Source organism: Pontibacter saemangeumensis (genome assembly GCF_039541895.1).
Taxonomy (GTDB): Bacteria; Bacteroidota; Bacteroidia; order Cytophagales; family Hymenobacteraceae; genus Pontibacter; species Pontibacter saemangeumensis.
Map to the genome: position 1 here is coordinate 1 of NZ_BAABHC010000039.1, position 25,547 is coordinate 25,547.

A 25,547-nucleotide genomic window follows, 5' to 3' on the forward strand; every position below is an offset into this window, starting at 1 on the left:
CGGCTAACAGTTAATGGTTTTTCTTTCATATTGATTTGCTAAATTAAGCAAATCGACTGTCCGTATTTACTAGAGCATCTCAGAACGCTCAGTCTCTCCTTGGAGGTTCTCTATCTTATCATTGAGCAGATCCCACCTCTCACTTGATAGTTCACTATCTCCAGTGTTTGATTCTAACCTTTGTACCTTCTCCTCAAGGGATTGTATATAGGCTTTTGATATAAGTGTATCCTCAGGAGCAGCATATAAGTTAGTCCATGTGCATAGCAACAATATCGCTATTGCTAATCTTATATAAGCCATAAATAACGGATTGATGAGATTGATTGTGTGAATATGAAATATACATTGTTTTTCAATAAGCTGCTGAGTAAAAGCACAACTTATATCAAAAACAGAGGGCTACCCAATTATTGAGTAGCCCTCTGTTTTTAAGCCGCTGCTATGTAGCAAAGCATCAATAAATTGATTCTTTTAAGAATTGCACCGCAAAATCATCATTTTCTGCGATAGTAAAAATTGCGTTCAGCTTTGTCACGATCAAAAGCTTGCGGATGTGGTCGGATGGCTTGATAAGGACCAGTTCGCCGCCGCGGTTCCGGAACTTGGTGAGCAGCGAGACCAGCACGCCCATGCCGCTACTGTCCATGAAGCGCACGTTGGAGAGGTCTACGGCGCAAAGCAGGGAAACCAGGGGCTTGCCGCCGTCCACATCCTCTATCAGGCGCTGTGTGTCAGTACCGGCTATCAGGTCTCCCATCAGCCTGATAAAGAGAATGTCATCCTTGAGCTCTGTCTGATACTTCATGTTGCTGCGCTTCTGTCGCTTTCTTGGCGCGGCAATCGCCGCAGATACCATATAAATTTAGGGAATGGTGCAAGATATGAAAATTTAACAGGTCCCCCACCATGGTCTGGATATTATGGATGCGGGGGTCGCAGAACTCCACCACCTTGTGGCACTCGGTGCAAATCACGTGGTCGTGCTGCCGGTAGCCGTATGATTTCTCGTACTGGGCCAGGTTGCGCCCGAACTGGTGCTTGCTCACCAGGTCGTTCTCCACCAGCAAATCCAGGGTGTTGTATACGGTGGCCCGGCTTACCTGGTAGTTCTTGTTCTTCATGCTGATGTAGAGCGACTCCACGTCAAAATGCCCGTCACGGGAGTATATCTCCTCTAAAATGGCGTAGCGCTCAGGCGTTTTCCGCAGGCCCTTGCTCTCCAGGTACGCCGTGAATATCTTTTTTACTTCTTCGAACTTTACTGTGTTTAATGCCATATCTGTTTTACAAATAGCCCCCCTTTAATCGAAGCGCTCTACCGTGAGCACGCCGCTTACCCTGCCCATACGCTGCATCAGCAGATCAAGGTGGCCGGTATCGTTTACAAAAACCATGATGTTGCCCTCAAAGATCCCGTCGTTGGAGTCGATGGTGATGGAGCGCATGTTTACTTTCAAGCTGGTGGAGATCACTTTCGTCAGGTCGTTCACCAGGCCCACCCGGTCCGTTCCCTTGATGCGGATACCGGCCAGGAAGGCGAGCTCTTTCTGATCCGTCCACTTGGCTTTGATGATCCTGTTACCGTAGTTCGACATGAGCTCGATGCCGCGCTTACAGCTGGTCCGGTGGATTTCGATGCCCCCGTCCTCGGTCTGGAAGCCAAACACATCGTCGCCCGGTATGGGGTTGCAGCACTTGGCCACCGTGTAGTTCTCCATGTTGGCGGTGTTCTCCCCAATCACCAGCATGTCGGAGTTCACCCCCCGGATCTTCTGCACTTCCTTGTCGAAAGACTTTGGCTCCAGCATAGAGGAGCCCTTCTCAGCAGTGGCCGTAAAAATAACTTCTTTGATGCTCTTAATATCTATATGCCCCGTCGCGATGCGGTAATACAGATCCTGCACCGACGGCACATTAAAGTACGCCTGCAGTTTATTGATGTTGTTCTGCGTGTCGTTCACCTCCAGCTGTTTCATCCGGTTCTCCAGCATCCCCTTGCCGAGCTCGGCCTTGTACTTACGCTCCTCGCGCAGTGCGTCCTTTATGCGCGTGCGTGCCTTGGAGGTGACGGCGTACTGCAGCCACTCCTCGTTCGGCTTTTGCTTTTGCGAGGTGAGAATTTCCACCTGGTCCCCGTTCTTCAGCTTATAGCTGAGCGGCACCAGTTTCTGGTTTACTTTCGCGCCGAGGCACTGCAGACCTATATGGGTGTGTATCTCGAAGGCAAAGTCGAGGGCGGTGGCTTTGTCCGGCAGAATGATCAGCTCCCCCTTGGGTGTAAACACGAACACCTCCTCCACGAACAGGTTCTTACGGAACTCGTCCATAAACTCGAGCGCGTTGGAATTGTTGGCCTCCAACATATCGCGCACCTTGTTTATCCACATTTCCAGCCCGGACTCACCCGAGGCGACTCCCTCTGTTTTATACTTCCAGTGGGCCGCGTAGCCGCGCTCGGCAATCTCGTCCATGCGTTTGGTCCGGATCTGCACCTCCACCCACTGCCCCGAGCGGCTCATTACCGTGGTGTGCAACGACTCGTACCCATTTGCCTTGGGCGTGTTCACCCAGTCGCGCAGGCGGTCGGGGCTCGGCTGGTAAAAGTCTGTTATAATAGAGTATACCTGCCAGCAGGCCGCCTTCTCGTTCTCCAGGGGCACGTCCAGTATAATCCGGATCGCGAACAGGTCATAGATTTCATCAAAGGTGATGTTCTGCTTTTTGATCTTCTTCAGGATGGAGTAGATGGACTTCGGCCTCCCCTTGATCGCGAACTTGAAACCATACTTCCGCAGTTCCTCCTCAATCGGCGCCGTAAAGTCTTTGATAAACTTGTTTCGGGCACTGCGTGTCTGGCGTATCTTGTTGGATATGTCTTTATACGTCTCCGTGTCGGTGTACTTGAGGTACAGGTCCTCGAGTTCCATCTTAAAGGCATATAAACCCAGCCGGTGCGCCAGCGGGGCATATAAATACATGGTTTCGGAGGCGATCTTGAGCTGCTTGTGGCGCGGCATGCTGTCGAGGGTGCGCATGTTGTGCAGGCGGTCGGCCAGCTTTATCAGGATCACGCGCACATCGTCGCTCAGCGTGAGCAGCATCTTCCGGAAGTTCTCGGCCTGCTGCGAGGTGCCGTAGTCGAACACACCGGAGATTTTGGTAAGCCCCTCGATGATCTTGGCCACGCTCGGGCCGAATTCCCGCTCCACATCCGAAATCTCCATCTCGGTGTCCTCCACCACATCGTGCAGCAGCGCCGCCACGATGGAGGTGGTGCCCAGCCCGATTTCCTCTACCGCAATCTGGGCCACGGCCAGCGGGTGCAGGATATAGGGCTCGCCGGATTTGCGGCGCATGCCGCTATGCGCCTCCAGCGAGGTGTTAAAAGCTTTCTTGATGATTTTGGCATCGTTGTCCTTCAGGAAAGGCTTGGCGTAACGGAGTAACCGTCGGTAGTGTCTTAAGATCTCTTTGCGCTCTGCTTCTGGATCAATCATGTTCAATTATTGTGGAAGAACAGGTATATATACGCCCTTTCCCGGTGCGTATATACCTCCTGTACACTATATAAATAAGGTAGCCGGGATATTCGTTCAAATATAACGGATTATAAAATGCAACCAATAACCCGCCACGGCAGGTTGGCACCCTTTGTAAGTTAAAAATATTTCATAAATTTTAAGGGCCGGTATTGCATTTAAAAATTGAGGTAGTAACTTTGCACCACTATTACAAAAAGCACATGCATGCGGATGTGGCGAAATTGGTAGACGCACTAGACTTAGGATCTAGCGCTGCGAGGCATGGGGGTTCGAGTCCCTCCATCCGCACAATCATAAACCCTCAACAGCCATGTTGGGGGTTTGTTTTTAGTAGATATTTCAAATATTAAACCTGATAAGCCTTGAATATTACATTAAACCAAACCGACAGCACCAACGCGCAACTGAAGGTAGTACTGGAGGAGGCCGACTACGCCCCAAAAGTTGACCAGCAGGTAAAAGAATACAGCAAAAAAGCCCAGATCAAGGGCTTCAGACCTGGCAAAGTGCCGGCAGGGCTTGTAAAGAAGATGTACGGCAAGAGCATCCTGGTGGAGCAGATCAACAAGCTGCTGCAGGAGGAGATCTCCAAGTACATCCGCGAGAACGATGTAAAGCTGCTGGGCGAGCCGCTTCCGGAGCCAAGCCAGGCGCAGATTGACTGGGACAACCAGAAAGAATTCGAGTTTAACTACCAGGTGGGCTTGCTGCCGGAGATAAACCTGCCGCTCGACAAGAGCGTGGAAGGCTTTAATATTGAAGTAGACCAGAAAACGATCGACGAGGCCTATGCCAACCTGAAGCGCCAGTTCGGCAAAACCGTGAATCCGGAGACATCTGAGGAGGGCGACTTCATATCCGGTGAGCTGAAGGCAGTAGAGGGCGAGTTTTCATCCAAAACACTCATCCCGACCACCCGCGTGGTGGAAGGCAAGGAGCAGTTTGTGGGCGTGAAAGCCGGCGACGTGCTGCGTTTCGATCTACGTAAAACATTCGGCGACGACAACGCGGCCCTGGCGCATGTAACCGGCTTGGGCAAAGAAGAGGTGGCTGACCTGAACGGCGAGTTTGAGTTCACCTTGGATAAGATCAGCCGCACCGAGCCTGCCGAGCTAAACCAAGAACTTTTTGACAAACTTTTCGGTAAAGACGAAGTAACGACGGAGGAAGACTTCGACGCCAAGCTGCGCGAAACCATCAAGGAGAACTACGAGCGCGAGGCTGACAACCTGCTGTATCGCAACATCATCGACACGCTGGTGGATAACACGGACGTGGAGCTGCCGACTGAGTTCTTCAAGCGCTGGCTGCAGGTAACCAACGAGGGCAAACTGACGGCGGAGCAGATCGAGGAGAACTTTGACAAGTACCTGCGCGAGCTGAAGTGGTCGATGATCAAGAACAAGGTGGTAGAGGAGAACGAGTTGAAAGTGAGCAACGAGGAAGTGGTGGAAGCCACGAAAGAAAAGATGCTTGCCCAGTTCAACATGCCGGAGATACCCGAGGAGCTGCTGGAGAGCATGAACAACTATGCCAACCAGTACCTGCAGCAGGACAACGGCCGTAACTATATACAGGAGTACGAGCAACTGCTGGCCGAGAAGGTGCTCGCTAAACTAAAAGAGCAGATGACTGTTGTAGAGAAAACGATCACTGCAGAGGACTTCAAAAACAATTCGTTTGAATAAGCAAACGAATCAAGTATATTAGCAAAAAGGTCCTTTTTTTAGAGGACCTTTTTTATTTTTGAATAAACCGTAAACCTAAACAAGATATGTTTAACAAAGACGAGTTCCGGAAATTTGCCGTTAAAGGCCAGGGCATGAGCAGCCTGGGCGTAGATCAATACCTCCACCACGTGGAGAGCAAGGCCATGCACACCATCGAAAGCATGACGCGCTCTGTGATTGAGGAACGCCCGACCAACTTCCGTGAGATTGACGTATTCTCCCGTCTGATCATGGACCGAATCATTTTCCTCGGTACGCAAGTAGATGACTTTATCGCCAACATCATTACGGCGCAGCTTCTATTCTTAGAGTCGGCGGATGCGAAGAAAGACATCCTGTTATATATAAACAGCCCGGGCGGCTCGGTGTATGCCGGCCTCGGTATATATGACACCATGCAGTATGTGAGCCCGGATGTGGCCACCATCTGCACCGGACTGGCTGCTTCGATGGGTGCCGTGCTACTGGCCGGAGGCGCCCCCAACAAGCGCTCTGCCCTGCCGCATGCCCGTGTCATGATCCACCAGCCAATGGGCGGTGCCCAGGGCCAGGCTTCTGACATCGAGATCACGGCCCGCGAGATCCTGAAGCTCAAGAAAGAGCTATATGAGATCCTGGCGGAGCATTCCGGTAAATCTTACCAGGAGGTATATGACAACTCTGACCGCGACTACTGGATGAAGGCCGATGAGGCCAAGGAGTACGGCCTGATTGACGAAGTGCTGGTCCGTAAGAAAGGCTAAGCATTATGCTTATGTGAAATTGCACAAAACCCGCTCCGAAAACTGGAGCGGGTTTTTATTTGCCTGACCTGCACCTGTATACGCCGTGGTTGCAGCGCATTTTCTTCTAAAAATCTCATAATCTGAAAAAACTTATCAACAGGTATATGTGGAAACATTACACATGTAAGTAATTTAAAATCAGTATATTATTTAATAATATAAAAATAGACATCTTAAAATTTAAGCCATGGTTTTAACGCTATCACAACATTTGCGTTAAAAATATTGTGCTTGAATAACTTTTCAATTTTGTACCTTTGTTTCAGGCTTTGACTTGCAAGGCCGCAATTATCTGGCTCAACTGGTTCTTATGGCAGAAATTACATGCTCATTTTGTGGCAAAAACAAGAAGGATGTATCGGTGATGATCTCCGGTATCAACGCGCACATTTGTGACCGTTGCATCGGGCAGGCGCAGCAAATCCTGAACGAGGAGAACAAAATTCGCGCGAACAGCCGTACTCCGAAGTTCAACCTGATGAAGCCGAAAGAGATGAAAGGCTACCTCGACCAGTTTGTGGTAGGCCAGGATGAGGCGAAGAAAGTGATGTCGGTAGCGGTATACAACCACTACAAGCGCCTGATGCAGCCTACTGAGAATCAGGACGTGATCATTGAGAAGTCGAACATCATCATGGTGGGCGAAACGGGCACAGGCAAAACGTACCTGGCGCGCATGATGGCCGGTATCCTACAGGTGCCTTTCTGCATCGCCGATGCCACGGTGCTGACAGAGGCCGGTTATGTGGGCGAGGACGTGGAAAGCATCCTGACGCGCCTGCTGCAGGCCGCTGATTACAACGTGGAGTCTGCGGAACGCGGCATCGTATATATAGATGAGATTGACAAGATCGCCCGCAAGAGCGACAACCCGTCCATTACGCGCGACGTGAGTGGCGAGGGCGTGCAGCAGGCCTTGCTCAAACTGCTGGAGGGCACCTCTGTGAACGTGCCGCCGCAGGGAGGCCGTAAGCACCCGGAGCAGAAAATGATCTCTGTGAACACGGAGAACATCCTGTTTATATGCGGCGGGGCATTTGTGGGCATCGACAGGCTGATCAAAAACCGTCTGAATACCCGCCCCATCGGCTTCTCGAAGTCGAAGCAGGACGACGCAGAGGAAAACGAGAACTTCCTGAAGTACCTCACCGCCCAGGACCTAAAAAACTTCGGCCTGATTCCCGAACTCATCGGCCGCCTGCCAGTCGTGACGCACCTCGACCCGCTGGACAAAGACACCCTGCGACTGATCTTGAAAGAGCCGAAGAACTCTATCGTGAAGCAGTACAAGCGCCTGTTCGAGATGGAGAACATCAACCTCAGCTTCGACGAAAGCGCGGTGGACTATATTGTGGAGAAAGCCTTTGAGTACAAGCTGGGTGCCCGCGGGCTCCGCTCCATCTGCGAAGGCATCATGACGGACGCTATGTTTGAGCTGCCGTCAGAGGAAGGCACTAAAGAGCTGCTGATCACAGGGGATTATGCCCGTGAAAAATTTGAGAAATCTACGCTGAAGCAACTGAAAGTGGCTTAGCTGATCTGAGAAAGGGGGGAAATAACATCTCCTCTATATAAACAGGAAGCCCCGGCAGTTATATATTGCCGGGGCTTCCTGTTTATATAGAGGAGATGTGCAATCTGACGGGTGTAGCTGCGGTGCTTAACCGGCTAGGCCTCCAGGTACTGCACCATCAGTTCGGCGGCGCGCTCTGCGGTCCGGAAGTCGCCGATTTTCCGGCGCACCAGCGCATAACCGTCTCCCTGCTTCTTGATGAAGTGCTTGTCGAAGAGCACGTTCTTAAGCTCCGCGACGATCTTCTTCGGGGTGAAGTCGTCCTGTATCAGCTCGGTTACCACCGGCTTGTCAGCAATCAGGTTCACCAGCGAGATATAGGGCACCTTGATCACCATTTTGGCGATGGAGTAAGAAATGGCGCTGGTTTTATAGCACACCACCTGCGGCACGCCGAACAGCGCGGTTTCCAGCGTAGCCGTTCCGGAGGTTACGAGCGCCGCCTGCGCATGGGCCAGCAGGTCGTAGGTCTGGTCATATATGATCTTGATGTTGGGGTCTTTGTTATACTGCTCGTAGTATTCCTTTGAGAAGTTAGTGACCCCCGCCACCACAAACTGGTAATCGCGGAACGACGGCAGCACACTCAGCATCACGTCCAGCATGCCCTCTATCTCCTGCTTCCGGCTTCCCGGCAGTATGGCAATAATGGGTTTGTTGTTGTAGAGCTTGTTCCGGGTCCGGAAATCGGGCGTGCGGACGAAGTCGGTCACCGAGTCATATACCGGGTTGCCCACGTAATCCACCTTGTAGTCGAAGCGGGCATAAAAGTCTTCCTCGAAGGGCATGATCACGAACATCCGGTCCACCACCTTTTTGATCTTATGCACCCGCCCCTGGTTCCAGGCCCATATCTTCGGGGATATATAGTAGAACACTTTGATGCCACGGGCCTTGGCGAACTTCGCGATGCGCATGTTAAAACCAGCATAATCCACCAGGATCACCACATCCGGCTGATAGCTTTTTATATCCTTTTTGCACTCTCTCAGAAAGCCCAGCACCTTCCCGATGTTTTTAACCACCTCGGCAAAGCCCATGAATGCCATCTCCTGGTAATGACGCACCAGGTCCATGCCGGCTTCCTGCATCATATCGCCGCCCCAGCCCCTGATCTGCGCTTCCGGGTCTTTCTCCCGGAGCTGTCTGATGAGGTTGGAGGCGTGTAAATCGCCGGAGCGCTCCCCGGCTATGATGTAATATTTCATGCAGTTTGTTTCTGTTAGCGTCTACCGGAACAGGTATCGGATGGGCAGCGCTGGAATGTAAGAGGCGCTTGCTGTTACTCGCCGAAATACTCTACGTAATTGCGCGGCGTTTCGTAAAGCTTCAGGCTGTGCAGCTGTGCGTTTTTTTCGGAGATGTCCAGCACGCGGGGCTGCAGGATCTTCCAGAACTCCACAATCAGGTGCTCGGTGCTGGCCAGCTTGTCCTCCATAAAATCCACGTCAAGGTTCAGGTTTTTGTGGTCCACCTTCTCGATGATATGGGTGCGGATGAGCGTGCTGAGCTTTTTGAGGTCGATCACAAAGCCGGTTTCCGGATCGGGCAGGCCTTTCACCGTCACGATCAGCTCATAGTTGTGCCCGTGCCAGTTGGTGTTGGCACACGGCCCGAAAACCTCCTTATTCTTCGCCAACGACCAGTTCGGGTTGTGCAGCTTGTGGGCCGCATTAAAGTGCTCTAACCTGCTTACGTAAATCATCTAACCTTTAAAATTGTAATTCTTTCTGAGTAGCAAATATACGAAGAAAGGAACACCAAAGAACGAAGTAATGATTCCAATCGGCAAGCCGGCGGGCGGGTAAATCAAACGCGACAGTAAATCGCAGAGCAGCATGAAGAGCCCCCCCACAAACGCGCAGAAAAGCAGGTTCGCCTGCCCTGTCGTGCCCATGAGCCCGCGCGTGACGTGCGGAATGATCAGCCCCACAAAACCGATAGGCCCCGAAGTGGCCACCGCAAACCCCGTCACCACTGAAACCGTTCCTAGAATCACCCAACGGGTCTGCGCCACGGGCACGCCCAGCGCCTCTGCCCGCTCCTCCCCCAGCAGCAGGATGTTCAGCTGCTTCTGGTAATAGACAAACAGCAGCAAGGCCAGCAGCAGCGCCACGGCCGGATATGGCAGTACCTCCCAGCTGGCGCGCTCAAAGCTCCCCATCGACCAGAAAATAACTGTGCGCAGCTTGCTCTCCGAATCAGACAAAAACGTAAGCAGCCCGACCATCGCCGTACCCAGCGAGCTGATGGCGATACCTGCCAGCAGCAATTGCGACGGAATGAGCTGCCGCTTGCGGTACCCCAGCGCCACCACTACCAACGTGACCACAAAGGCCCCAAGCAAAGCGAAGATGGGCGGCATATAAACACCGAGCAGCGTGATGGGCACGAACCCGAAGAACACGATGATAGCCCCTAACGAAGCGCCGGAGGCAGTTCCCAGCAGATAAGGGTCGGCAAGGCCGTTGTTCACCATCGCCTGCATCAGGTACCCGGACATGGCGAGCGAAGCCCCGACAACCAACGCCAGCAACAGCCGCGGCAGGCGCAGGTGCATAATGGCAAAGTGCGTGGTGTTGGCCGCATCGTAGTGCAGGAAAGCATCGGCTAAAACGCCAAGGTCAGACTCGAAAGAGCCCACCTGCAAGCCCAGCACCAGCACCGCCAGGATGAGCAGAAGCGCCGCTATGAAATAAAGCGCCTTACTCATACAGGAAATCTTCCAGTTCGCGAATGGACTCCACTACGCGCGGCGACGGGCGGGACATCAGGTCGAAGTTGGGGGCGTACAGGCGCTGGTTCTGGTAGGCGTTTATCTTGCGGAGTTCCGGGTATATGCCGAAGAAGCTCTCCTCGAGTTCCTGCGGGGTCCCTCCCAGCAGCACATCCGGGTTGCTTTTGAGGATGTATTCCCGCGTCATGGCATCAAACGTTTCCTCCACCGCGTTCTCAGCGCCTAAAATGCGCAGCTTGTCTGATATTACCGTGCTGTGGCCATATACATAGATCGGGTCGTAGCCGGCCAGGCCCAGCACCCGCAGCGGCCGGGCCTGGCCCTGGTGCCGTGCGGCGATCTGCGCCACCTCCCGCCGCAGCGAATCCGTGAGCTGCCGGGCCTGCGCTTCCCGCCCCATGATCCGGCCGATATCCTCCAGCCCCGAGAAAATATCCTCCACCGACGCATATTTCTGATAATACACCGGGATACCCAGTTCCCCCAGCCGTGCCGCCACATCCAGGGGCGTAATGCCGTCTACCGTGAAAATCAGGTCTGGCTTCAGGCGCAGCAGTTGCTCATAATCCATGGGGTAATTGTTCACCACCGGTTTGGACAGGGCAGCTGCCGGGTAATTGTCGTTCTGGGTGCGGCCCACGATGGTGCCGGTGTCGAGCACGGCGAACAGCATCTCCGTCATGGAGGGGGCCAGCGCCATCACGCGCCCGGGCTGTCCGTTCAGCCGGATCTCCCGCCCCAGATCATCTTTCAGTAACACCTGTTTTTGTGTTTCCTGCTCTTTCGGGTTGCAGGAGGTCAGCGCCGACAGGCACAGCATCCATATATATATAAAATGCGGGAGTAGCTTCTTTTTCAAGTTTGAGGTTTGGTTATGGTCCGGCTCAAAGCAAGGCGGCTCCATTTATTTTAGTAAATTTAACGCAATTTACGTTAGAGCTTTAAAAACTGAATATGATCGTAGTAACCGGTGCCGCAGGGTTTATTGCCAGCTGCCTTGTCAGCAGGCTGAACCAGGCAAATTTCAACCATATCGTGGTGGTAGACAACTTTTCTGTCGCTAAAAAAGAAGACAACCTGCGGGGGAAAAAGATAAAAGAGTTTGTGGACCGCGACACGTTTTTCGAGTGGCTGGACGAGAAGTACGAGGAGGTAGAGTTTATCTTCCACCTCGGCGCCCGCACCGACACGACTGAATTCAACAAAGACGTGTTCGACCTGCTGAACCTGAACTACTCCAAGAAAGTGTGGAACGCCTGCTGCGAGTACCAGATTCCGCTGGTATATGCCTCGTCGGCGGCCACCTACGGCGCAGGCGCCCTGGGTTACGACGACGATGAAACGATCATTCCGCTACTGAAGCCGCTGAACCCTTACGGCGAGTCGAAGAACGACTTTGATATATGGGCGCTGGGGCAAACGGCGAAGCCTTTCTTCTGGGCCGGGCTGAAGTTCTTCAACGTATATGGCCCGAACGAGTACCACAAGGGGAAAATGGCGTCGGTGATCTTCCATGCCTATCACCAGATCAAAGAAAAGGGAAGGCTGGCGCTGTTCCGCTCGCACAACCCCGACTTTGCCGACGGCGAGCAGATGCGTGACTTCATCTATGTGAAGGATGTGGTGGACGTGTGCCTCTTCCTGATGCACCACCGCAAGAATTCCGGGATCTACAACCTTGGCTCCGGCCAGGCCCGCACATTTATGGCGCTGGCCCTGAACACCTTTGATGCCATGGGCGTGGAACCTAACATCGATTTCATGGACACGCCGGAGGCGATCCGCGACACTTACCAGTATTTCACCGAGGCCAACATGAGCAAGCTCCGCTCCATCGGGTACGACAAACCGTTTTACACGCTGGAGGAAGGCGTAAAGGATTACGTGCAGCACTACCTGATTCCAGGGGAATATTACTAACGCTTGGATATATGAGCAATACCGCCCTGAGAGCTCCTGTTCTCAAAGCGGCATTGTGGTTTAAAACCGATGAAATGAAACAGCTTTTTATTTGGGTTGCGCTGAGCTTGATGGCTTTTAGCCGCCGCTGTTGGTGTTTTCACCAACAGCAAAGTTGATAGCCGTGGCAGATAAGACTTGTAAGGGGAAGGCTAATGGAATGCTGGTGAAAACACCAACAATGGCGGAAGTATTATTGATAGCCAAGGGCTGAATGAACCGGCTACTGTATATATAAAGCCCACTTGCATTGCGTGAGTGGACTTAGTTTTTGCCGCTGCCTGCGCTCCTGCAAATTAGAACAGCACCGACACCTGCGTGCGGCCCGTATGCACCGCGCCGACGCCGTTTGCCTTGCGGCCATCGTAGTTCAGCGAGATGTTGAGGCCGTTGCTCAGGCGCTGCTGCAGGTTCAGCGACCACGTCATGTTGTTGCCCGGGCGCAGCGCGTTCAAAATCTCGTAGCCGACGTAGGAGAACTCATCTCCATCAAAATCGATGTTCACGTACTTGAGGTTGCCCGTAAAGGTGCGCTTGCTCACCTGGCTCAGCTTCGCCTCTACGCCCAGTTCATGAAACGCCCCCTGCTGCTCCGCCTCCGCCGTTGCCATCACGTCTTCGCGCAGAGAATATTGGTATTTGCCCGTAAACCTTAGCTTGGTGTTCGGCTGATACGACAGCTCCGGCGAGAGTTCACGGCTCTCGATCTCAAAGTTTTTTGAAGTCAGGAAATTCGATTGGTTTTCCCGCACGTTCAGCCCCAGCGTCAGCTGAGAGCTCAGCACCTCGTTCAGGTTTAAGCGGCCAGCCAGCAGATGGCTGCCTACATTGCGGGTCTCGGTGCCGTTGGTCAGCAGCGACTTTTGCTGGTTCTGCTGCACCGTGTATTCCACGCCGTATTTGGGGTTGCTGCGGTTAAAGTACACGGTGTGGCGCATCGACTTTACCAGCGAGATCAGAAACTGGTCTTGAATGTCCTGTGCAAATGGGTTGAAGCGCTGTTCTATAGCCTCGTCCGTCGTTTTTTTATCGATGCTGACAAACGTGAGCATGGAAAAGTGCGCCAGTCCGGCTTTGATGCCTTTGCCGGAGCGCCAGCTGCGGGGCGTGTTGCTGGTGAGGCGGTAAGTGAAGCGGTTGGTGTAGGCGTTTATATACTCGTCGGTGGGCAGGTAGATTTTTATATACCGTCGCTGGTCCACGGTCTGGGCCTCCAGGTAATCGTTCAGGTCGCTTGGCTGTCCGCCCTCGCGCAGGTAGTGGGTGCCTTGCCCCGGCAGGGTCTCCTGGAAGATATAGATGCGCTTCAGCTCTCGCCCCGTGCCGGTGGCGTAACTCAGTTCCGACCTGAAACTACCATCCAGAAAACCCGCGTTCCAGTCTACACGCGACTGGATGGTTTCCTCGTCATCGCCGGTTACCACGCGCAGCTTCCGGTAGGTGCCCTGCAGCGACAGTTCATTCTCTGCCCCAAGCTTGGTTTGCAGCACGGCATTATAGGTCTGGCCCACCTCCGGCCGGCCCATGGTGCCCACGCCGGTGGGGCGCCTGTCTTTGCGGTGGCTGTAGTCGAGCCGGAACCTGGTGCGCGTGGAATCGCCGCTTTCTATATATACCTGGTGCTCCTCAAAATACATGGCCGAGCCGACCACAGAATCACTGCCAAGCGCCGTTATCCTGTTTTTGTCGAAGCGGTATATATAGCCAGGTGAAATCTTTCCGAAGTTGTAGGCCGCCCCCACATCACCCCGGTACCACTGAGACTCCCGCTGTTCCTGCTCGCTTTGGAGCATGAACAGGTGGTTGCGCAACTGCAGTTTTCCCAGCTTTTTCATTACGTCCAGGTAATGCTGCGCCCCGTCCAGCTGATCCTGGCGGGAGCGCCTGCTGATGCGGTAGTTGAACAGGTTGGCCGCATCCTGCGCTGCGCCCACCGCGAAGTTAAGGATATGGTCTTCCGCCTGCTCCGTCGTCAGCAGGTTCCAGTCGCGGTCGAATTCGATAGGTCGGTAGCGGTCAATGGGGGCAAAGTTCTCGTCAGTGTACTCGTAGTTCAGGGTGCTGTTCAGCCGGTACTTGCCCAGCAGCTTCACTTCTTTGTCCTGCACCAGGTACCCCACCCGCATCGCTTTCCCCTGGTCATCCCCGGAGTCAATATCAGAAAACCGGTTGATGTCGTTTTCGGAGGCCGCGCCCTCCACAAAAAAGCTCACGCCCTGCTGCAACTCATAACTGCTGCCCAGCGTGATCAGCTGCTTCTTCTTCGGTGTCGGTAATACCCGCATTGGCGCGTAATTCCCCTGCGGCACGCCATTTACGGGCATCACCCAGCGGTACACCCGCCCGTTGATGGCATTGTTGGCCAGAACATAATCTCCCTTGTTGAGCCCGACTTCCGTAAAGCTCACGTTGTAGAAAGCCGAGTCGGGGGAGTTGGAGTAGACGTAGATGGAAGCTGCCGTTTGCCCGTCGTTGTAGATGGTGTCGCGGCGGGCGTACAGCACCTGCGTCGGCACGAAGGCCACGCTGTCGGCGCCGGTGCTCACGGCCAGTTCAAGGCTGTCGCCCACGCTGGCCAGCAGGCGCTTCTCCTCGTCCTGCAGGTTCAGGTTGATGAGGTTGTTCGGGTTATCCGACTCATTGTAGTAATTGCCATATACCTTCAGCTTCCCGAAGTTCTGGTAATGGCTCAGGTTATATATACCGCGGCTGTAGTTCTGGTCGGAATATTCGAAATCCACTTTCAGGCGTGTGTTCTTGGTGATGACGTGCCGGGTGGTGAAGGTTATCTCCGCCTGGTTATAATCTATCACATAATCATAGTCGTAGCCCCGCACCAAAAGCCTGCCGTCCAGGAACACGCGCTCCGAGTTGGCCAGCACGATGATGAAGCGCTCGTTGTTCGGCCCGCGCAACCTGTAAGGTCCCAGCACCCCCTCCTGCGCCTCCAGCACCTGCGAGGCAAACTTGCCCTTCGAGACGGAGGCCGCCACCGTCGTCACTCCTTCCCGCCCGGGTCTGCTCCCGAACTTCGTCTCTAAAGCCCCGCCCTGCACGTTTTTATAATACTGCAGAAAGTAGGACGGTTTGCTTTTGAGCACCACATCGCCCGCCGTCAATTGCCAGAGCCGGTGCTGCAGCGTTATATATACCCTATCGAATTCCTGCAACTGCTGCGTATTGCCTTCCGGCTGAAACGGGATGTTCTGATCCGTGATGGCGGCCGTGATGCTGATATCCTCCGTCAGTTTCCCGTCCAGTTGTAAATTCAAGGCCGAGTTCACGAACACGTTCTGTGTGTTTCCGAAAGAAATCCCCCTCGAGATGCTGCCAGTCTTGTTCAGGCCGGGCGTCCGGAAAATCTCCTCTTTGGTGGTGATGTCCTCCTGGTAAAAGCCGTCCCGGAAAGAGTTCACCTCCAGCTTGGTGATGTCGCGCCGGAAGGCGGGTTTGGTCAGGTTCAGTGGCATCACCCGGAAACACACCAGCACCGAGTCGCGGAGCGCCTGCATCGTGCCCAGCGTATCCACGGCCACGGAGTCGGGCGCCGGAAAGCTGGTGAGGGTGAACTCGTTCAGGCTGTAATTATAGTCGAAGGCAAAAGCTTCTTTCTTTGGGTGGGTGAAGGTGACGGATTCTGGCACGAGCGTGAGGGAGTCGAGTTGCTGGGGCATGGCGGGAACGGGCAGCCAGACGCAGCGCTGGTTGTTGGCGAGCGGCGTCTGCGCCAACAGCGGCACGCTCCACCCGACCAGCAGCAACATCATATATAACCCTCTCCAACCCATGCTACGCCAGCGGTAACGCAATAAAAAACGTGGTGCCCTTCCCTTCTTCCGACTCAAACCATATGCGGCCGCCCGCATTCTCAATTCCCCGTTTGGCTACGGCCAACCCTATCCCGGAACCCGTGTACTTGGTGCTGAAGTTCGGGATAAAGACCTTGCTGCGTATCTCCTCCGGTATGCCGCTGCCATTGTCCCGGATCCAGATCAGGGCCTCCTTGTTGTCCTGCTTCTTTAAGCCCACCTCTATATGGGGTTTGCGCGTAGCCGGAACCGCCTGTATCGCATTCAGCAGCAGGTTGTTGAATGTGCGCACCATCAGGCTCTCGTCTGCCTTCACAATCACCTCCTCCTCCGGAATGCACTTCTTCAGCACGGCCGTGGCCGGGTCGTTGTGCAGGTCGGCGGCTTTGTGCAGGGCGGCGGCAATGTCCATCGGCTCCGCCCTCGGCTCCGGCATGTTGGTAAAGCTGGAGAACGACGTCGCAATGTCGCTGAGTATGTTGATCTGCGTGATCAGCGTATGCGATATCTTCTCGATCAGCTGCTCGGTGTTCGGGCGCTTCTCGGAGATGGCCTTCTGCAGGTACTGCAGCGAAAGCTTCATGGGCGTGAGCGGGTTCTTGATTTCGTGGGCCACCTGCCGCGCCATCTCCCGCCAGGCCGCCTCCTTCTCCTGCATGGCCAGGTCCTGCTTGTTCTGCTCCAGCGTGAGCAGCATGCGGTTGTACTCGTTCACCAGCATGCCGATCTCATCCGCGCCCTCGTAAGCCAGCATTTCGTTTTTGCCTGTCAGGGAGGTGCGTTTGAGTTTGTCTGCCAGCATGCGCAAGGGCACCGTAAGCGTACGGGAGGCGAAGAAGGTAAGCACCATAAAGACGATGAACATCACCGTAAAGATATTCATGGTGGTGGTGATCAGCTCAATCAGCTTCAGGTCCAGCTCCTTCTCGGAGTCGAAGAAAGGGATGCCGATGAAACCCATCAGTTCCCCGGCATTCACTTCATCGCGCAGCGGCAGGTAAATGGCGTTGAAGGAGAGGTTGCTGGTTTGCTCCTCCAGCAGCACCCGCAGGGCCTGCCGCTCCGATATGGCCGCGAATGCCTTCGGGTTGATGAGCTTCGACAGCAACCCGATCTCAAAAATAAGGGGCTGGCTTGTCACCTGCAGCCGGCCGTTGCGGTCGTAGAGGTTAATATCCGTTTCTGATATCGCCGCTATCTCTGCGATCCTGTTCTCCAGCTGCCGCCTGTTCTGCAAAGCCCCGTTGCTGAGCTGCTGCGCCAGGGCTTTTTGCACGGCCTCGCCCCGCTGCTCGTAGGTTGCCATCAGGTCTTTTCGATAGGATGCCGTCACCAGGCCCGCGGTAGCGATGCTCACCATCAGCAAGGGCAGCAGAATCCCGAAGTTGAGGAAGATCTGGATTTTGGTGCTGAAGTTGGGGCTGAACTCCTGCAACCGGTGGCGCTGCAACAGGAGGTACGCTAGGCCGCAAAGCACCAGGCCCGCCACAAAGAGCAGGAACAGGAACGAGAAATTGGACAGGATCTCTGACACGCCGTATTTCTCCGTCGTGATGACCAGCGTCTGCCCGCTGCTGCTGTTTACCCCGAAATGATGGAAGTTGTCCAGGTTGGTGCCCTGCCGGAAGAGCTCCGGCCGCTGCAGCAGCCTGCGGTTAAAGTTGGTGGCGTAATCGTAGTCGCCCTCACTGTACTGCAGTTTCCCATCGCTGTAGAAGGCGTAGCTCAGCATGTCGCGCCTAAAAGGCTGCTCATACCGCTGGTCGACCAGCAGCTCGGGCACCACGCTGTTGGGCAGCAGCTTCTTCAGGGTAAGCTGGAGGGCGATGGTGCCGCCTTTCTGCAGGTTGTAAATCGGCACCTCTATCAGCTTCAGGTAGATGCGGGCGTTGTAGCGGGTGGGCTCCTTCAGCAGGAAAAGGTCTTCATGCTCCGTCTGCGATTGCGGCGTGTCGAAGCGGCTGCGGAGGTCCTGCAGCGTGGCAGCCGTCGTGTCGGCACTCTCCAATGCGTTCCCCTCGCTGTCGAAAAGCATCACATTCACTTCGTACTTGTCGAAATAGCTGGGCAGGTACTGCCGCATGATCTTGCGCTTGATCAGCGAGGCATCCACGTAGGGGCCCATCATCTGCATCCGGATCACAGCATCGGAGGCAATCTTGCCTGCCACCTCCTCTTCCAGCAGGTACTCCCCCAGCACGTCATTGTCCTGCAGGATGCTGTAGGCAAACTCCTGCTTGTACAGTTTCAGTTCGCTGTGGTAGTGGGTGTAAAGCGACATCGCCCCGATCAGGGCGCTGACGATGATCACCAGGAAGAAAAACAGGTAAGTGCGGTAAGCCAGACTTACCGCGTTCCGGTACTGTGCGGCAAGGATAATGATAAACCAGAATAAAAAACCGGTGAGGCTGATGACTGCCAGGTCCGGGGCAAAAACGAGGGTGACGATTCCAGACACCAGCGCCACCCCCAGCAAAACCTGGTACGTCATCCACCTCGATTCCTTCAGCACCAGCACCGACACCACCGTCGCCAGCATATAAGTGAACATGCACAAGGCAATCGTGTGCGCCAGCATTACGCCGTACAGCAACAGCTTGTACTTTGTGAAGTTCAGGGAGCGGCTTACATCGAGGTCGAGCGGGGTGTTGTGGTATATGTTGAAGTAAAACTGGTAAAGCACGAACAGCAGCAGGTAGAAAACCACGATGCAACCCGCCTGCAACAGACGGCGCTGCTGCCTCGGAACCATGACGAGCTGCGCCAGCACATTGGTGCGTATGAACAGGTAAAGCCCCGAGCCGGCCACCGTAACCAGCAGCAGCATATTCAGGGCCAGGTCTCCGATGGAAGGCGACCAGAAAGAGGCAGCATATAGCCTGGGGTCAAAAAGCTTTACCTCCGCAATGGAGTAAGGCAGGTCGAGGAGCAACAGCGCGGCCCGGAATGCTGTCAGCAACACCAGGAACAACAGCACTCCGGTGCCATACCGGCGTCGGCGCACGTACTGCTTTGCCAGGGCCGCACAGAAAACAAGGAAAAAGACCGAACCGGCCAGCAGCAGCAGCAACTGCAGCGCATTCAGCGGTGTTTTCACGTCCTGCTGCGCAAAAGACACGGCAAAAAGGAAATCGCCCTGCCTGCTGTAGATTTTCGGCAGGTCTGCCGAGGGATCCCACACCAGGTTCACCTGTTTGCTGTTCAGGATTTCGCCCCCTGCCTGCCGGTAGCCTAGATAGGTGCCGGTACTACGGCTGTCAGACTGCAGGGGTATATATACTTTAATATCGTAATCTCTGGCGCGGTGCGGTACCACGATAAAGCTGCCATACTGGTTGCTTACTGCCACCAGCCTATTGGCTGGCATCGGGAGATCGAGGGAGGGGGCGATGGTATGGTTGGACCAGAACACCAGGCTGCCGCCCCTGTATATATAAACCGGGTAATGGCACTGCTGCAGCAACTCCGTGAACGTGACGCTCCGCTCCTGTAACTGCACCCCGATTGCCTCAGCGCTTTGCTGCGCGTTTTCGATTTCAGCCTGAACCAGCGCGACAATGTCCGCCAGCTCTCGCTGGTGGTCGGCGACGGGGGCTTTGTAAGCTATATTGAAATGAAGAGCGGCTGTAGCCAGAAAGCACAGCAGCGAAACGATTAACAGGAAGAAGGGAGTAAATTTCCGGTTCAAATCAACGTAGTTATTCTACGAATTTAAGCAAAACGCACGATAACCACTATAAATTCAAAAATCGTGCTACCGTTTGCTGTAGTCTGGGTTGTATTTGATACCGGAAAAGAAGTAGAGCATCAGGACACGGGCGTACCTGAAGAGAAGCGTGGTGGAAAGAATGATGACGGCCGCGACCGTGGTGAGATAGACCCACATGGGTGGGTCGTTGGCGAGATAATAAAGCAGCACCCCTACCGCCAGCACAATGCCCACGGAGAAGCCGTAACTGATATACATGGCACCCCAGAACAAGCCTACCTCCACCTCATAATAGAGGCCACAAACGGGGCAGCGCTCGTACATGCTGTCAAACTTGCGTAAGTTGAGGAACGAGTGCGTAAAAACCTCTCCCTGCCTGCAGCGTGGACAGCGGCAGGCGAGAACAGCCTTTAGCATCGAGGGTTGGCTCATACCTTCTTGCGGCTGTTCTTATACCACAGGAAACCAACCGTGCCAATCAAAAGGTAAGGGATGACCATCAGGTAGAGGATGCCGGTGTTCAAACCAGAACCCACCTCCGACTCAGGCTCGTGGTTATGGCCTTTGCCTGTTCCCACGTTAGACTCCACCGTGGCACGACACATGGCACACTGACTATAGGCATCGGTGCCTGCAAAGATAAGCAACAGCGTAAGCGATACAGCGGCAAGAGTATTTTTCAGTTTCGTTCTCATTACAGAAGTAACAGTTATATGTAGTGAGTAGTTTAATTATAGTACGGTGATATCAGCAGATAGACTAAAACCCCTGTCACGGCGACATATAGCCAGATAGGAAAGGTCCAGCGGGAGATGCGGCGGTGACGCGCCAGTTGGTTGCTGATGCCAAAATACACCGAAAGCAGCACCAGCGGCACAATGGCCACAGACAGCACGATGTGCGTGATCAGGATAAAATAATAAATGTATTTCAGAGCGCCCTCGCCCCCGTAGGTGGTGCGCTCGCCTAAGTAATGATACACCACATAAGACACCAGGAAAATACAGGACAGTCCGAAAGCGGTGAGCATGGCGGAGCGGTGCACTTTCACATTGCCGCGCCTGATGTTTATATACCCCACCACAAGCGCGACTGCAGTGAGTGAGTTGATGGCGGCGTAAAAGCCCGGCAGCCACGAAACATCCACCGAACCATCACCGGCTTTCGGCAGGAAAAAGAGCAGCGCCACCACCACCGGCACAGCCACAGAAAGCACGGCAATCAGGGTTAGGAACTTCCTGTCCTGGCCGCTCGTCAGCTTGTCTTTATTTTCTTTTACCGTATTCATCCCGCAAAACGTTTATTTCTGTTACCAGCCGGTCGATTTCCTTCTGCTTCGTCCCGTTGTAGATGCCTCTCACTTTTCTTTCTTTGTCCAGCAGCATCAGGTTCTCTGTCACCAGCACGCGCTGCTTGCCTACCGGTAATCTAAAGCCCTGCTGCGCCAGCGCCAGAATCTCCTCCCTATCGCCTGTCAGTACATACCATTTGCCCGCTTTTGCGCCATAGGTGGCGGCATACTGTTGCAGTACAGCTGTGCTGTCCCGCTCCGGGTTAACGGTGATGGAGACAAACTTAACTTCGGGGAATTCCTCAAAGGCCTCCTGCAGACGCACGAGCTGAGACGAGATCTCCGAGCATTCCGGACAAGCGGTTTCAAAGAACTGGACAACAGTTATAGCACCTTTCAGGTCCAACGCCGTGAACTGCCCGCGCTGGAGCGAGGTCAGGGAAAAGTCGGGGACTTGCTGGAAAACAGTGTCACCGCTGGCGTCATAAATCACCTCCCCAGACATATCCACTTCCGGGAAATATGTTTTAAGGGTAAAGTGATGAACGCCAAAAATACTGATAAATGCAAAAATAAGAAGAGGCACCAATAGTAGGAATCCTAATATCAGTGCCTTTGCTTTACTCATTATAGAAGATTGTTATCTGAAAAAATTCGTTACGGATTCGTAATAGTAACTTCCTTCCGAAATCAGGGCCACCATCAGCCATATGATCAGGGCAAACGGGATGATGATTGACCAGATCAGCGATTTCGTTTCGTGCTTCAGGTGCATGAACTCAGCCACTATATAAAACGCTTTGAACAGTGTGAGGATAATAAAGATCACGTTTCGTGCCGTGCCGGGGTCCATAAAGAAAGCGAACACGAACTCCAGCGCCGTAATACCCACCAGGATCGCAAACGTTTTCCAGATCGCTTTGGTCTGTGCCTTCGGAATCTCACCTGTCTGGTGCATGTCGTTGTCGGAATGATGCATTGCCATATATGTCGATGTCTTGAATTCTACTTAGTGCTTCTGTATATTATATACCCGCAGCGCTGGCTGTGAGTTATGTGCGTTAATTAGATCAGGTAGAAGAATGTGAACACGAATACCCACACCAGGTCTACAAAGTGCCAGTACAAACCTACTTTCTCCACCATTTCGTAGTGCCCGCGCTTATGATAGACACCGTTCACGGTATTGATAAAGATCATGACGAGCAGCACCACGCCCGAGAAAACGTGCGTACCGTGGAAACCGGTGATGAAGAAGAACAGGTCGGCAAACAAGGGCGGGCCATACTGGTTCACCGTCAGGTTGGCACCGATCACACGCGTGCCGTCTGCTAACAGCATGCCTTCTTCAGTACCCGTTATAAAGTGGCTCCACTCCCATGCCTGGCAGCCCAGGAACGTTGAGCCGAACAGGATTGTCCACAGCAACCACTTCTGCACATCGTTTTTGTCCATTCTATGTCCTGCCTCCACCGCAAGCACCATGGTCACGGAGCTCAAGATGAGGATCATCGTCATCAGGGCCACAAACGCAAGCGGCAGGTCTACCCCATGAAAGCCAGGGAAAGCGTTGAACACCTTCTCGGGTATCGGCCACCATTGTGTGGAGAACGTGAAAGTCTCCGCCTCGCCGGTATAAGGCAAATGCATATGGCGCGACAAACCGTAAACGATCAGGAAAGTACCAAAGGTGAACGCATCAGAGAGCAGGAAAAACCACATCATGAGTTTACCATAGCTCGCCTTCAACGGCTCATTACCACCGTCCCAGGTACCCGTATTTGGCTTTTCCAGCGTAGATGAAGTAGACATAGATTATGTTTTGAAAAACGTGTTTAGTGATTTATTCTTAAGAATATGTACAAATATAGCCAAAGTCCTCCTAAAAAGTGCCAGTAGGTGGTACACAATTGGATCCGAAGCAAATTTTTAGAGTGCACCTTGTACTTCAAACTGCTCATATAGGTAAGCGCTACAAAAATGAGCCCTGTAACCAGGTGAAAACCATGCACGCCTGTGAGTACATACAGAAACGAGCCGGCAGGGTTGCTGCCCCGTCCCCCGAAATACACATTGTTCTCCACCAGAATAGCCCAGCCATTCCACTGCCCGATCAGGAAAGCGACGCCCAAACCCAGCGTCAGCAGCAGCATGATCTTCAGGCGCTGCAGGTTGTTGTGCTTCGCCGCCACATAGGCCAGTTGCATGGCCACGCTGCTGAGCACTATCACGATGGTGTTGATCAGCAGGATATTCGGCAGGTCATACTCCAGCCAGTCACCCTCTGCCCTTCTCACAATGTAGGCGCTTGTAAAAGCTGCAAACATCATGATAATACTTATAATAATCAACCACAGCGAAAACTTTAGTGGGTGTACCCCGGTGCTGTTGTTGTCGTTTTTAAAAGCTTCGTTAGCCATGGCTACACGTTATATTTTGTCTAATACAAAGGCTATCTGCACAATCGGCAGATATAAAAATGAGCCGAACATAATGCTCATTGCGGCCTTTTTGGAGCAGGTGCGCATCAGGTAGAATGTCTGGGCCAGGAACAGCACGCCACATACTACGGCGATCAGTGCGGAGGTAGAACCCGTCATGCCGAACTGCAGCGGCAGCAGGCTCAGCGGGATCAGCACCAGCGTGTAAATCATGATCTGTATGGCTGTCTTGAGGTTCTTGCCCCCCTCCATCGGCAGCATCCTGAAACCGGCTTTCTTATAGTCATCGTCCAGCACCCAGGCAATCGCCCAAAAATGCGGGAACTGCCAAATGAACTGGATGCCGAACAGAATCCAGGCCTCCGCGCCGAGTATGCCAGTGGCAGCCACCCATCCGATCAGCGGGGGCATACCGCCCGGAATGGCACCGATAAACACACATATCGGGCTGATCCGCTTAAGCGGTGTATAGACGAAACCATACAGCACCAGCGAGAGTAGTGACAGCGCGGCAGTGAGCCAGTTGAAATAAAAGCCGAGCAAGGCAAGGCCGCTCACCCCAAGAACCACTGTGAACGCAATAGCCTCTGTTACGGAAACCTCCCCTGTCGGCAGCGGCCTCTTGGCCGTGCGCTTCATAAGTTTGTCGAGGTCGCGCTCTATAATCTGGTTAATGATGTTTGCAGCGCCCGTTACAAGCAGCCCGCCCAGCATCACCATGGCAATGCTTATGTAGGAGGCACCCGGAAAACCCAGTATATATCCGATGGCACTGGAAAAGGCAACAGTAAAGCTCAGCCTGAACTTCAGCAATTTGAAATACGCTTTTGCTTTTTGTGCCATAGTCGATGCAGGCAGTAGTGACGCAACTTCTTGTTGTACTAACATGGTTGATGAATTGCTACTGGCTTTTTAAGTGCCTCACGAGAGGCATAATGGTACATGATCAACAACTGGAACTGCACACCGAAGAGCAGGGCGGCAAAAGTTAAATGCAGCGGTTGTAGCACGGGTGGTATGGCAAAATATGCCATTATAATGCCAATTGCTATTTCTATCGCCACCATTACCAGCATCACATTCGTTAGCCGGGTAAGGGCAGCGTCTTTTAATTTGTAGAGCAGGTAAGCCACATAGATGTGCAGCGCGAGCACGGCAATAGAGAAAGAACGGTGGATATAAAAACTTGCGCCCAACTTCCCTATCCAGGATTCCCTTTCAGCGCCATTCATGGCAAATGATACCACATCCACTTCCTCCCGCACCTGCGTGCCCAGCAGAATCTGCCCGAACGTAACCAGTGCCAGCACCCATAACAGGCTATTTAACTTCGGCGAGTGGGGCAGGTGACCTTTTAAGTCCTGCTTTTGCGCACGCGTGACTGCATATTGCAGCATCGCCACGATCACCAGGGCCAGTGCCATATGCACCGTTACTGTTACCGGTAGCAGGTTGGTGGAAACTACGATGGAACCTAACCACCCCTGGAACCCCACCAGCAGGAAACTGCCAAAGGCCAGAAAGAAAATTGTTTTGTCGCGCTTCAGGTAGAGCCAGGCAAACACAACCGTCAGAAAAATGAAAACACCTATCAGTACACCTACCAGACGGTTCAGGTACTCGATCCAGGTTTTCGTTACATTAAACTCTGTCTCGATGTACTGACTTGGATGTGAGAAAATTGTGGCGGCCAACTTATCAAAGCCCAACTTATCCAGGGAGGCTGCCAATTTCTCATTTTTCTCAATCCGCTTCTGCCTGTATACCTCCAGGTAATCTTCTGGCAACTGGCTGACATCAGTCGGAGGAACCCAGCTTCCGAAGCATTTGGGCCAGTCCGGGCATCCCATTCCGGACCCTGTGCTGCGGACGATTCCTCCGACTAATATCAGGAAGTAAACAGCTAACACTGTTACTACCCCAAAATTTATGAATCTTTTACTATGCAATGACTTTTTAGCCATTAAG

General features: G+C 53.4%; 23 protein-coding genes and 1 tRNA gene. 5 read left to right on the top strand and 19 right to left on the bottom strand.

Annotated features, from left to right (window positions below):
• Nucleotides 1-69: 69 nt before the first annotated feature.
• From ABD920_RS22515 to ABD920_RS22530, 4 genes are all read right to left on the bottom strand, one after another.
• Complete coding sequence (locus tag ABD920_RS22515; RefSeq protein ID WP_345162593.1) at nt 70-303, bottom strand: hypothetical protein; 234 nt, start codon at nt 301-303, stop codon at nt 70-72.
• A gap of 154 nt (nt 304-457) precedes the next feature.
• The gene (locus ABD920_RS22520) at nt 458-808 is read right to left on the bottom strand and encodes an STAS domain-containing protein (RefSeq protein ID WP_345162595.1); all 351 of its coding nucleotides are present in this window, start codon (nt 806-808) and stop codon (nt 458-460) included.
• Nucleotides 780-1,280, bottom strand: a complete 501-nt coding sequence (locus ABD920_RS22525) for a Fur family transcriptional regulator (protein WP_345162597.1) — start codon at nt 1,278-1,280, stop codon at nt 780-782. The genes ABD920_RS22520 and ABD920_RS22525 overlap by 29 nt, the downstream gene beginning before the upstream one ends.
• A gap of 24 nt (nt 1,281-1,304) precedes the next feature.
• On the bottom strand, nt 1,305-3,500 hold the full coding sequence (locus ABD920_RS22530; RefSeq protein WP_425568680.1) for a RelA/SpoT family protein: 2,196 nt from the start codon (nt 3,498-3,500) through the stop codon (nt 1,305-1,307).
• A gap of 251 nt (nt 3,501-3,751) precedes the next feature.
• Here ABD920_RS22530 and ABD920_RS22535 point away from each other — a divergent pair.
• The 4 genes from ABD920_RS22535 (at nt 3,752) to clpX (ending at nt 7,594) form a co-directional block, all read left to right on the top strand.
• Nucleotides 3,752-3,833 (top strand) — tRNA-Leu (locus ABD920_RS22535).
• A 74-nt stretch (nt 3,834-3,907) separates the two neighbouring features.
• Nucleotides 3,908-5,233 (top strand): trigger factor, encoded by a 1,326-nt coding sequence (tig, locus tag ABD920_RS22540; protein ID WP_345162603.1) that lies wholly within the window; start codon nt 3,908-3,910, stop codon nt 5,231-5,233.
• A gap of 86 nt (nt 5,234-5,319) precedes the next feature.
• Nucleotides 5,320-6,018 carry a ClpP family protease gene (locus ABD920_RS22545; RefSeq protein ID WP_345162605.1) on the top strand — a complete coding sequence of 233 codons (699 nt, stop codon included), beginning with the start codon at nt 5,320-5,322 and terminating at the stop codon, nt 6,016-6,018.
• A gap of 352 nt (nt 6,019-6,370) precedes the next feature.
• Nucleotides 6,371-7,594: an ATP-dependent Clp protease ATP-binding subunit ClpX gene (clpX, locus tag ABD920_RS22550; RefSeq protein WP_345162607.1), complete on the top strand. Its 1,224-nt coding sequence runs from the start codon at nt 6,371-6,373 to the stop codon at nt 7,592-7,594.
• 134 nt (nt 7,595-7,728) lie between these two features.
• Here the strand turns inward: clpX and lpxB are convergent, their stop codons facing one another.
• The 4 genes from lpxB to ABD920_RS22570 all read right to left on the bottom strand — a co-directional run bounded on the left by lpxB (nt 7,729) and on the right by ABD920_RS22570 (nt 11,229).
• Nucleotides 7,729-8,841 carry a lipid-A-disaccharide synthase gene (gene lpxB / locus ABD920_RS22555; RefSeq protein WP_345162609.1) on the bottom strand — a complete coding sequence of 371 codons (1,113 nt, stop codon included), beginning with the start codon at nt 8,839-8,841 and terminating at the stop codon, nt 7,729-7,731.
• Between the two features lie 74 nt (nt 8,842-8,915).
• Nucleotides 8,916-9,338 carry a 6-pyruvoyl trahydropterin synthase family protein gene (locus tag ABD920_RS22560; protein WP_345162611.1) on the bottom strand — a complete coding sequence of 141 codons (423 nt, stop codon included), beginning with the start codon at nt 9,336-9,338 and terminating at the stop codon, nt 8,916-8,918.
• Nucleotides 9,339-10,346, bottom strand: a complete 1,008-nt coding sequence (locus ABD920_RS22565) for a FecCD family ABC transporter permease (RefSeq protein ID WP_345162613.1) — start codon at nt 10,344-10,346, stop codon at nt 9,339-9,341.
• Entirely contained in the window at nt 10,339-11,229 is an 891-nt protein-coding gene (locus ABD920_RS22570; protein ID WP_345162615.1) for an ABC transporter substrate-binding protein, read from the bottom strand. The genes ABD920_RS22565 and ABD920_RS22570 overlap by 8 nt, the downstream gene beginning before the upstream one ends.
• Nucleotides 11,230-11,324: 95 nt before the next feature.
• Between ABD920_RS22570 and rfaD the strand changes: the two genes are divergently transcribed.
• On the top strand, nt 11,325-12,290 hold the full coding sequence (gene rfaD / locus ABD920_RS22575; protein WP_345162617.1) for an ADP-glyceromanno-heptose 6-epimerase: 966 nt from the start codon (nt 11,325-11,327) through the stop codon (nt 12,288-12,290).
• Nucleotides 12,291-12,625: 335 nt separating this feature from the next.
• Here the strand turns inward: rfaD and ABD920_RS22580 are convergent, their stop codons facing one another.
• From ABD920_RS22580 to ABD920_RS22630, 11 genes are all read right to left on the bottom strand, one after another.
• Nucleotides 12,626-16,096, bottom strand: a complete 3,471-nt coding sequence (locus ABD920_RS22580) for a hypothetical protein (protein WP_345162619.1) — start codon at nt 16,094-16,096, stop codon at nt 12,626-12,628.
• A 22-nt stretch (nt 16,097-16,118) separates the two neighbouring features.
• A complete protein-coding gene (locus ABD920_RS22585; protein WP_345162621.1) occupies nt 16,119-19,826 on the bottom strand; it encodes a sensor histidine kinase in 3,708 nt (1,235 codons plus the stop codon).
• Between the two features lie 66 nt (nt 19,827-19,892).
• On the bottom strand, nt 19,893-20,279 hold the full coding sequence (locus ABD920_RS22590) for a DUF983 domain-containing protein (protein ID WP_345162623.1): 387 nt from the start codon (nt 20,277-20,279) through the stop codon (nt 19,893-19,895).
• Complete coding sequence (locus ABD920_RS22595; RefSeq protein ID WP_345162625.1) at nt 20,276-20,542, bottom strand: hypothetical protein; 267 nt, start codon at nt 20,540-20,542, stop codon at nt 20,276-20,278. The genes ABD920_RS22590 and ABD920_RS22595 overlap by 4 nt, the downstream gene beginning before the upstream one ends.
• Before the next feature lie 32 nt (nt 20,543-20,574).
• Nucleotides 20,575-21,135: a DUF420 domain-containing protein gene (locus ABD920_RS22600; protein WP_345162627.1), complete on the bottom strand. Its 561-nt coding sequence runs from the start codon at nt 21,133-21,135 to the stop codon at nt 20,575-20,577.
• Nucleotides 21,113-21,643, bottom strand: a complete 531-nt coding sequence (locus ABD920_RS22605; RefSeq protein ID WP_345163308.1) for an SCO family protein — start codon at nt 21,641-21,643, stop codon at nt 21,113-21,115. Before ABD920_RS22605 ends, ABD920_RS22600 begins: the two co-directional genes overlap by 23 nt.
• Before the next feature lie 135 nt (nt 21,644-21,778).
• A complete protein-coding gene (locus ABD920_RS22610) occupies nt 21,779-22,123 on the bottom strand; it encodes a cytochrome C oxidase subunit IV family protein (RefSeq protein WP_345162629.1) in 345 nt (114 codons plus the stop codon).
• Nucleotides 22,124-22,203: 80 nt separating this feature from the next.
• Complete coding sequence (locus ABD920_RS22615) at nt 22,204-22,950, bottom strand: cytochrome c oxidase subunit 3 (RefSeq protein ID WP_345162631.1); 747 nt, start codon at nt 22,948-22,950, stop codon at nt 22,204-22,206.
• Nucleotides 22,951-22,973: 23 nt separating this feature from the next.
• Complete coding sequence (locus tag ABD920_RS22620) at nt 22,974-23,558, bottom strand: cytochrome c oxidase subunit 3 (RefSeq protein WP_345162633.1); 585 nt, start codon at nt 23,556-23,558, stop codon at nt 22,974-22,976.
• Between the two features lie 9 nt (nt 23,559-23,567).
• The gene (gene cyoE, locus ABD920_RS22625) at nt 23,568-24,422 is read right to left on the bottom strand and encodes a heme o synthase (RefSeq protein WP_345162635.1); all 855 of its coding nucleotides are present in this window, start codon (nt 24,420-24,422) and stop codon (nt 23,568-23,570) included.
• Nucleotides 24,423-24,460: 38 nt separating this feature from the next.
• Nucleotides 24,461-25,543, bottom strand: coding sequence for a COX15/CtaA family protein (locus tag ABD920_RS22630; RefSeq protein WP_425568681.1), 1,083 nt, complete (start codon nt 25,541-25,543; stop codon nt 24,461-24,463).
• Nucleotides 25,544-25,547: the final 4 nt, after the last annotated feature.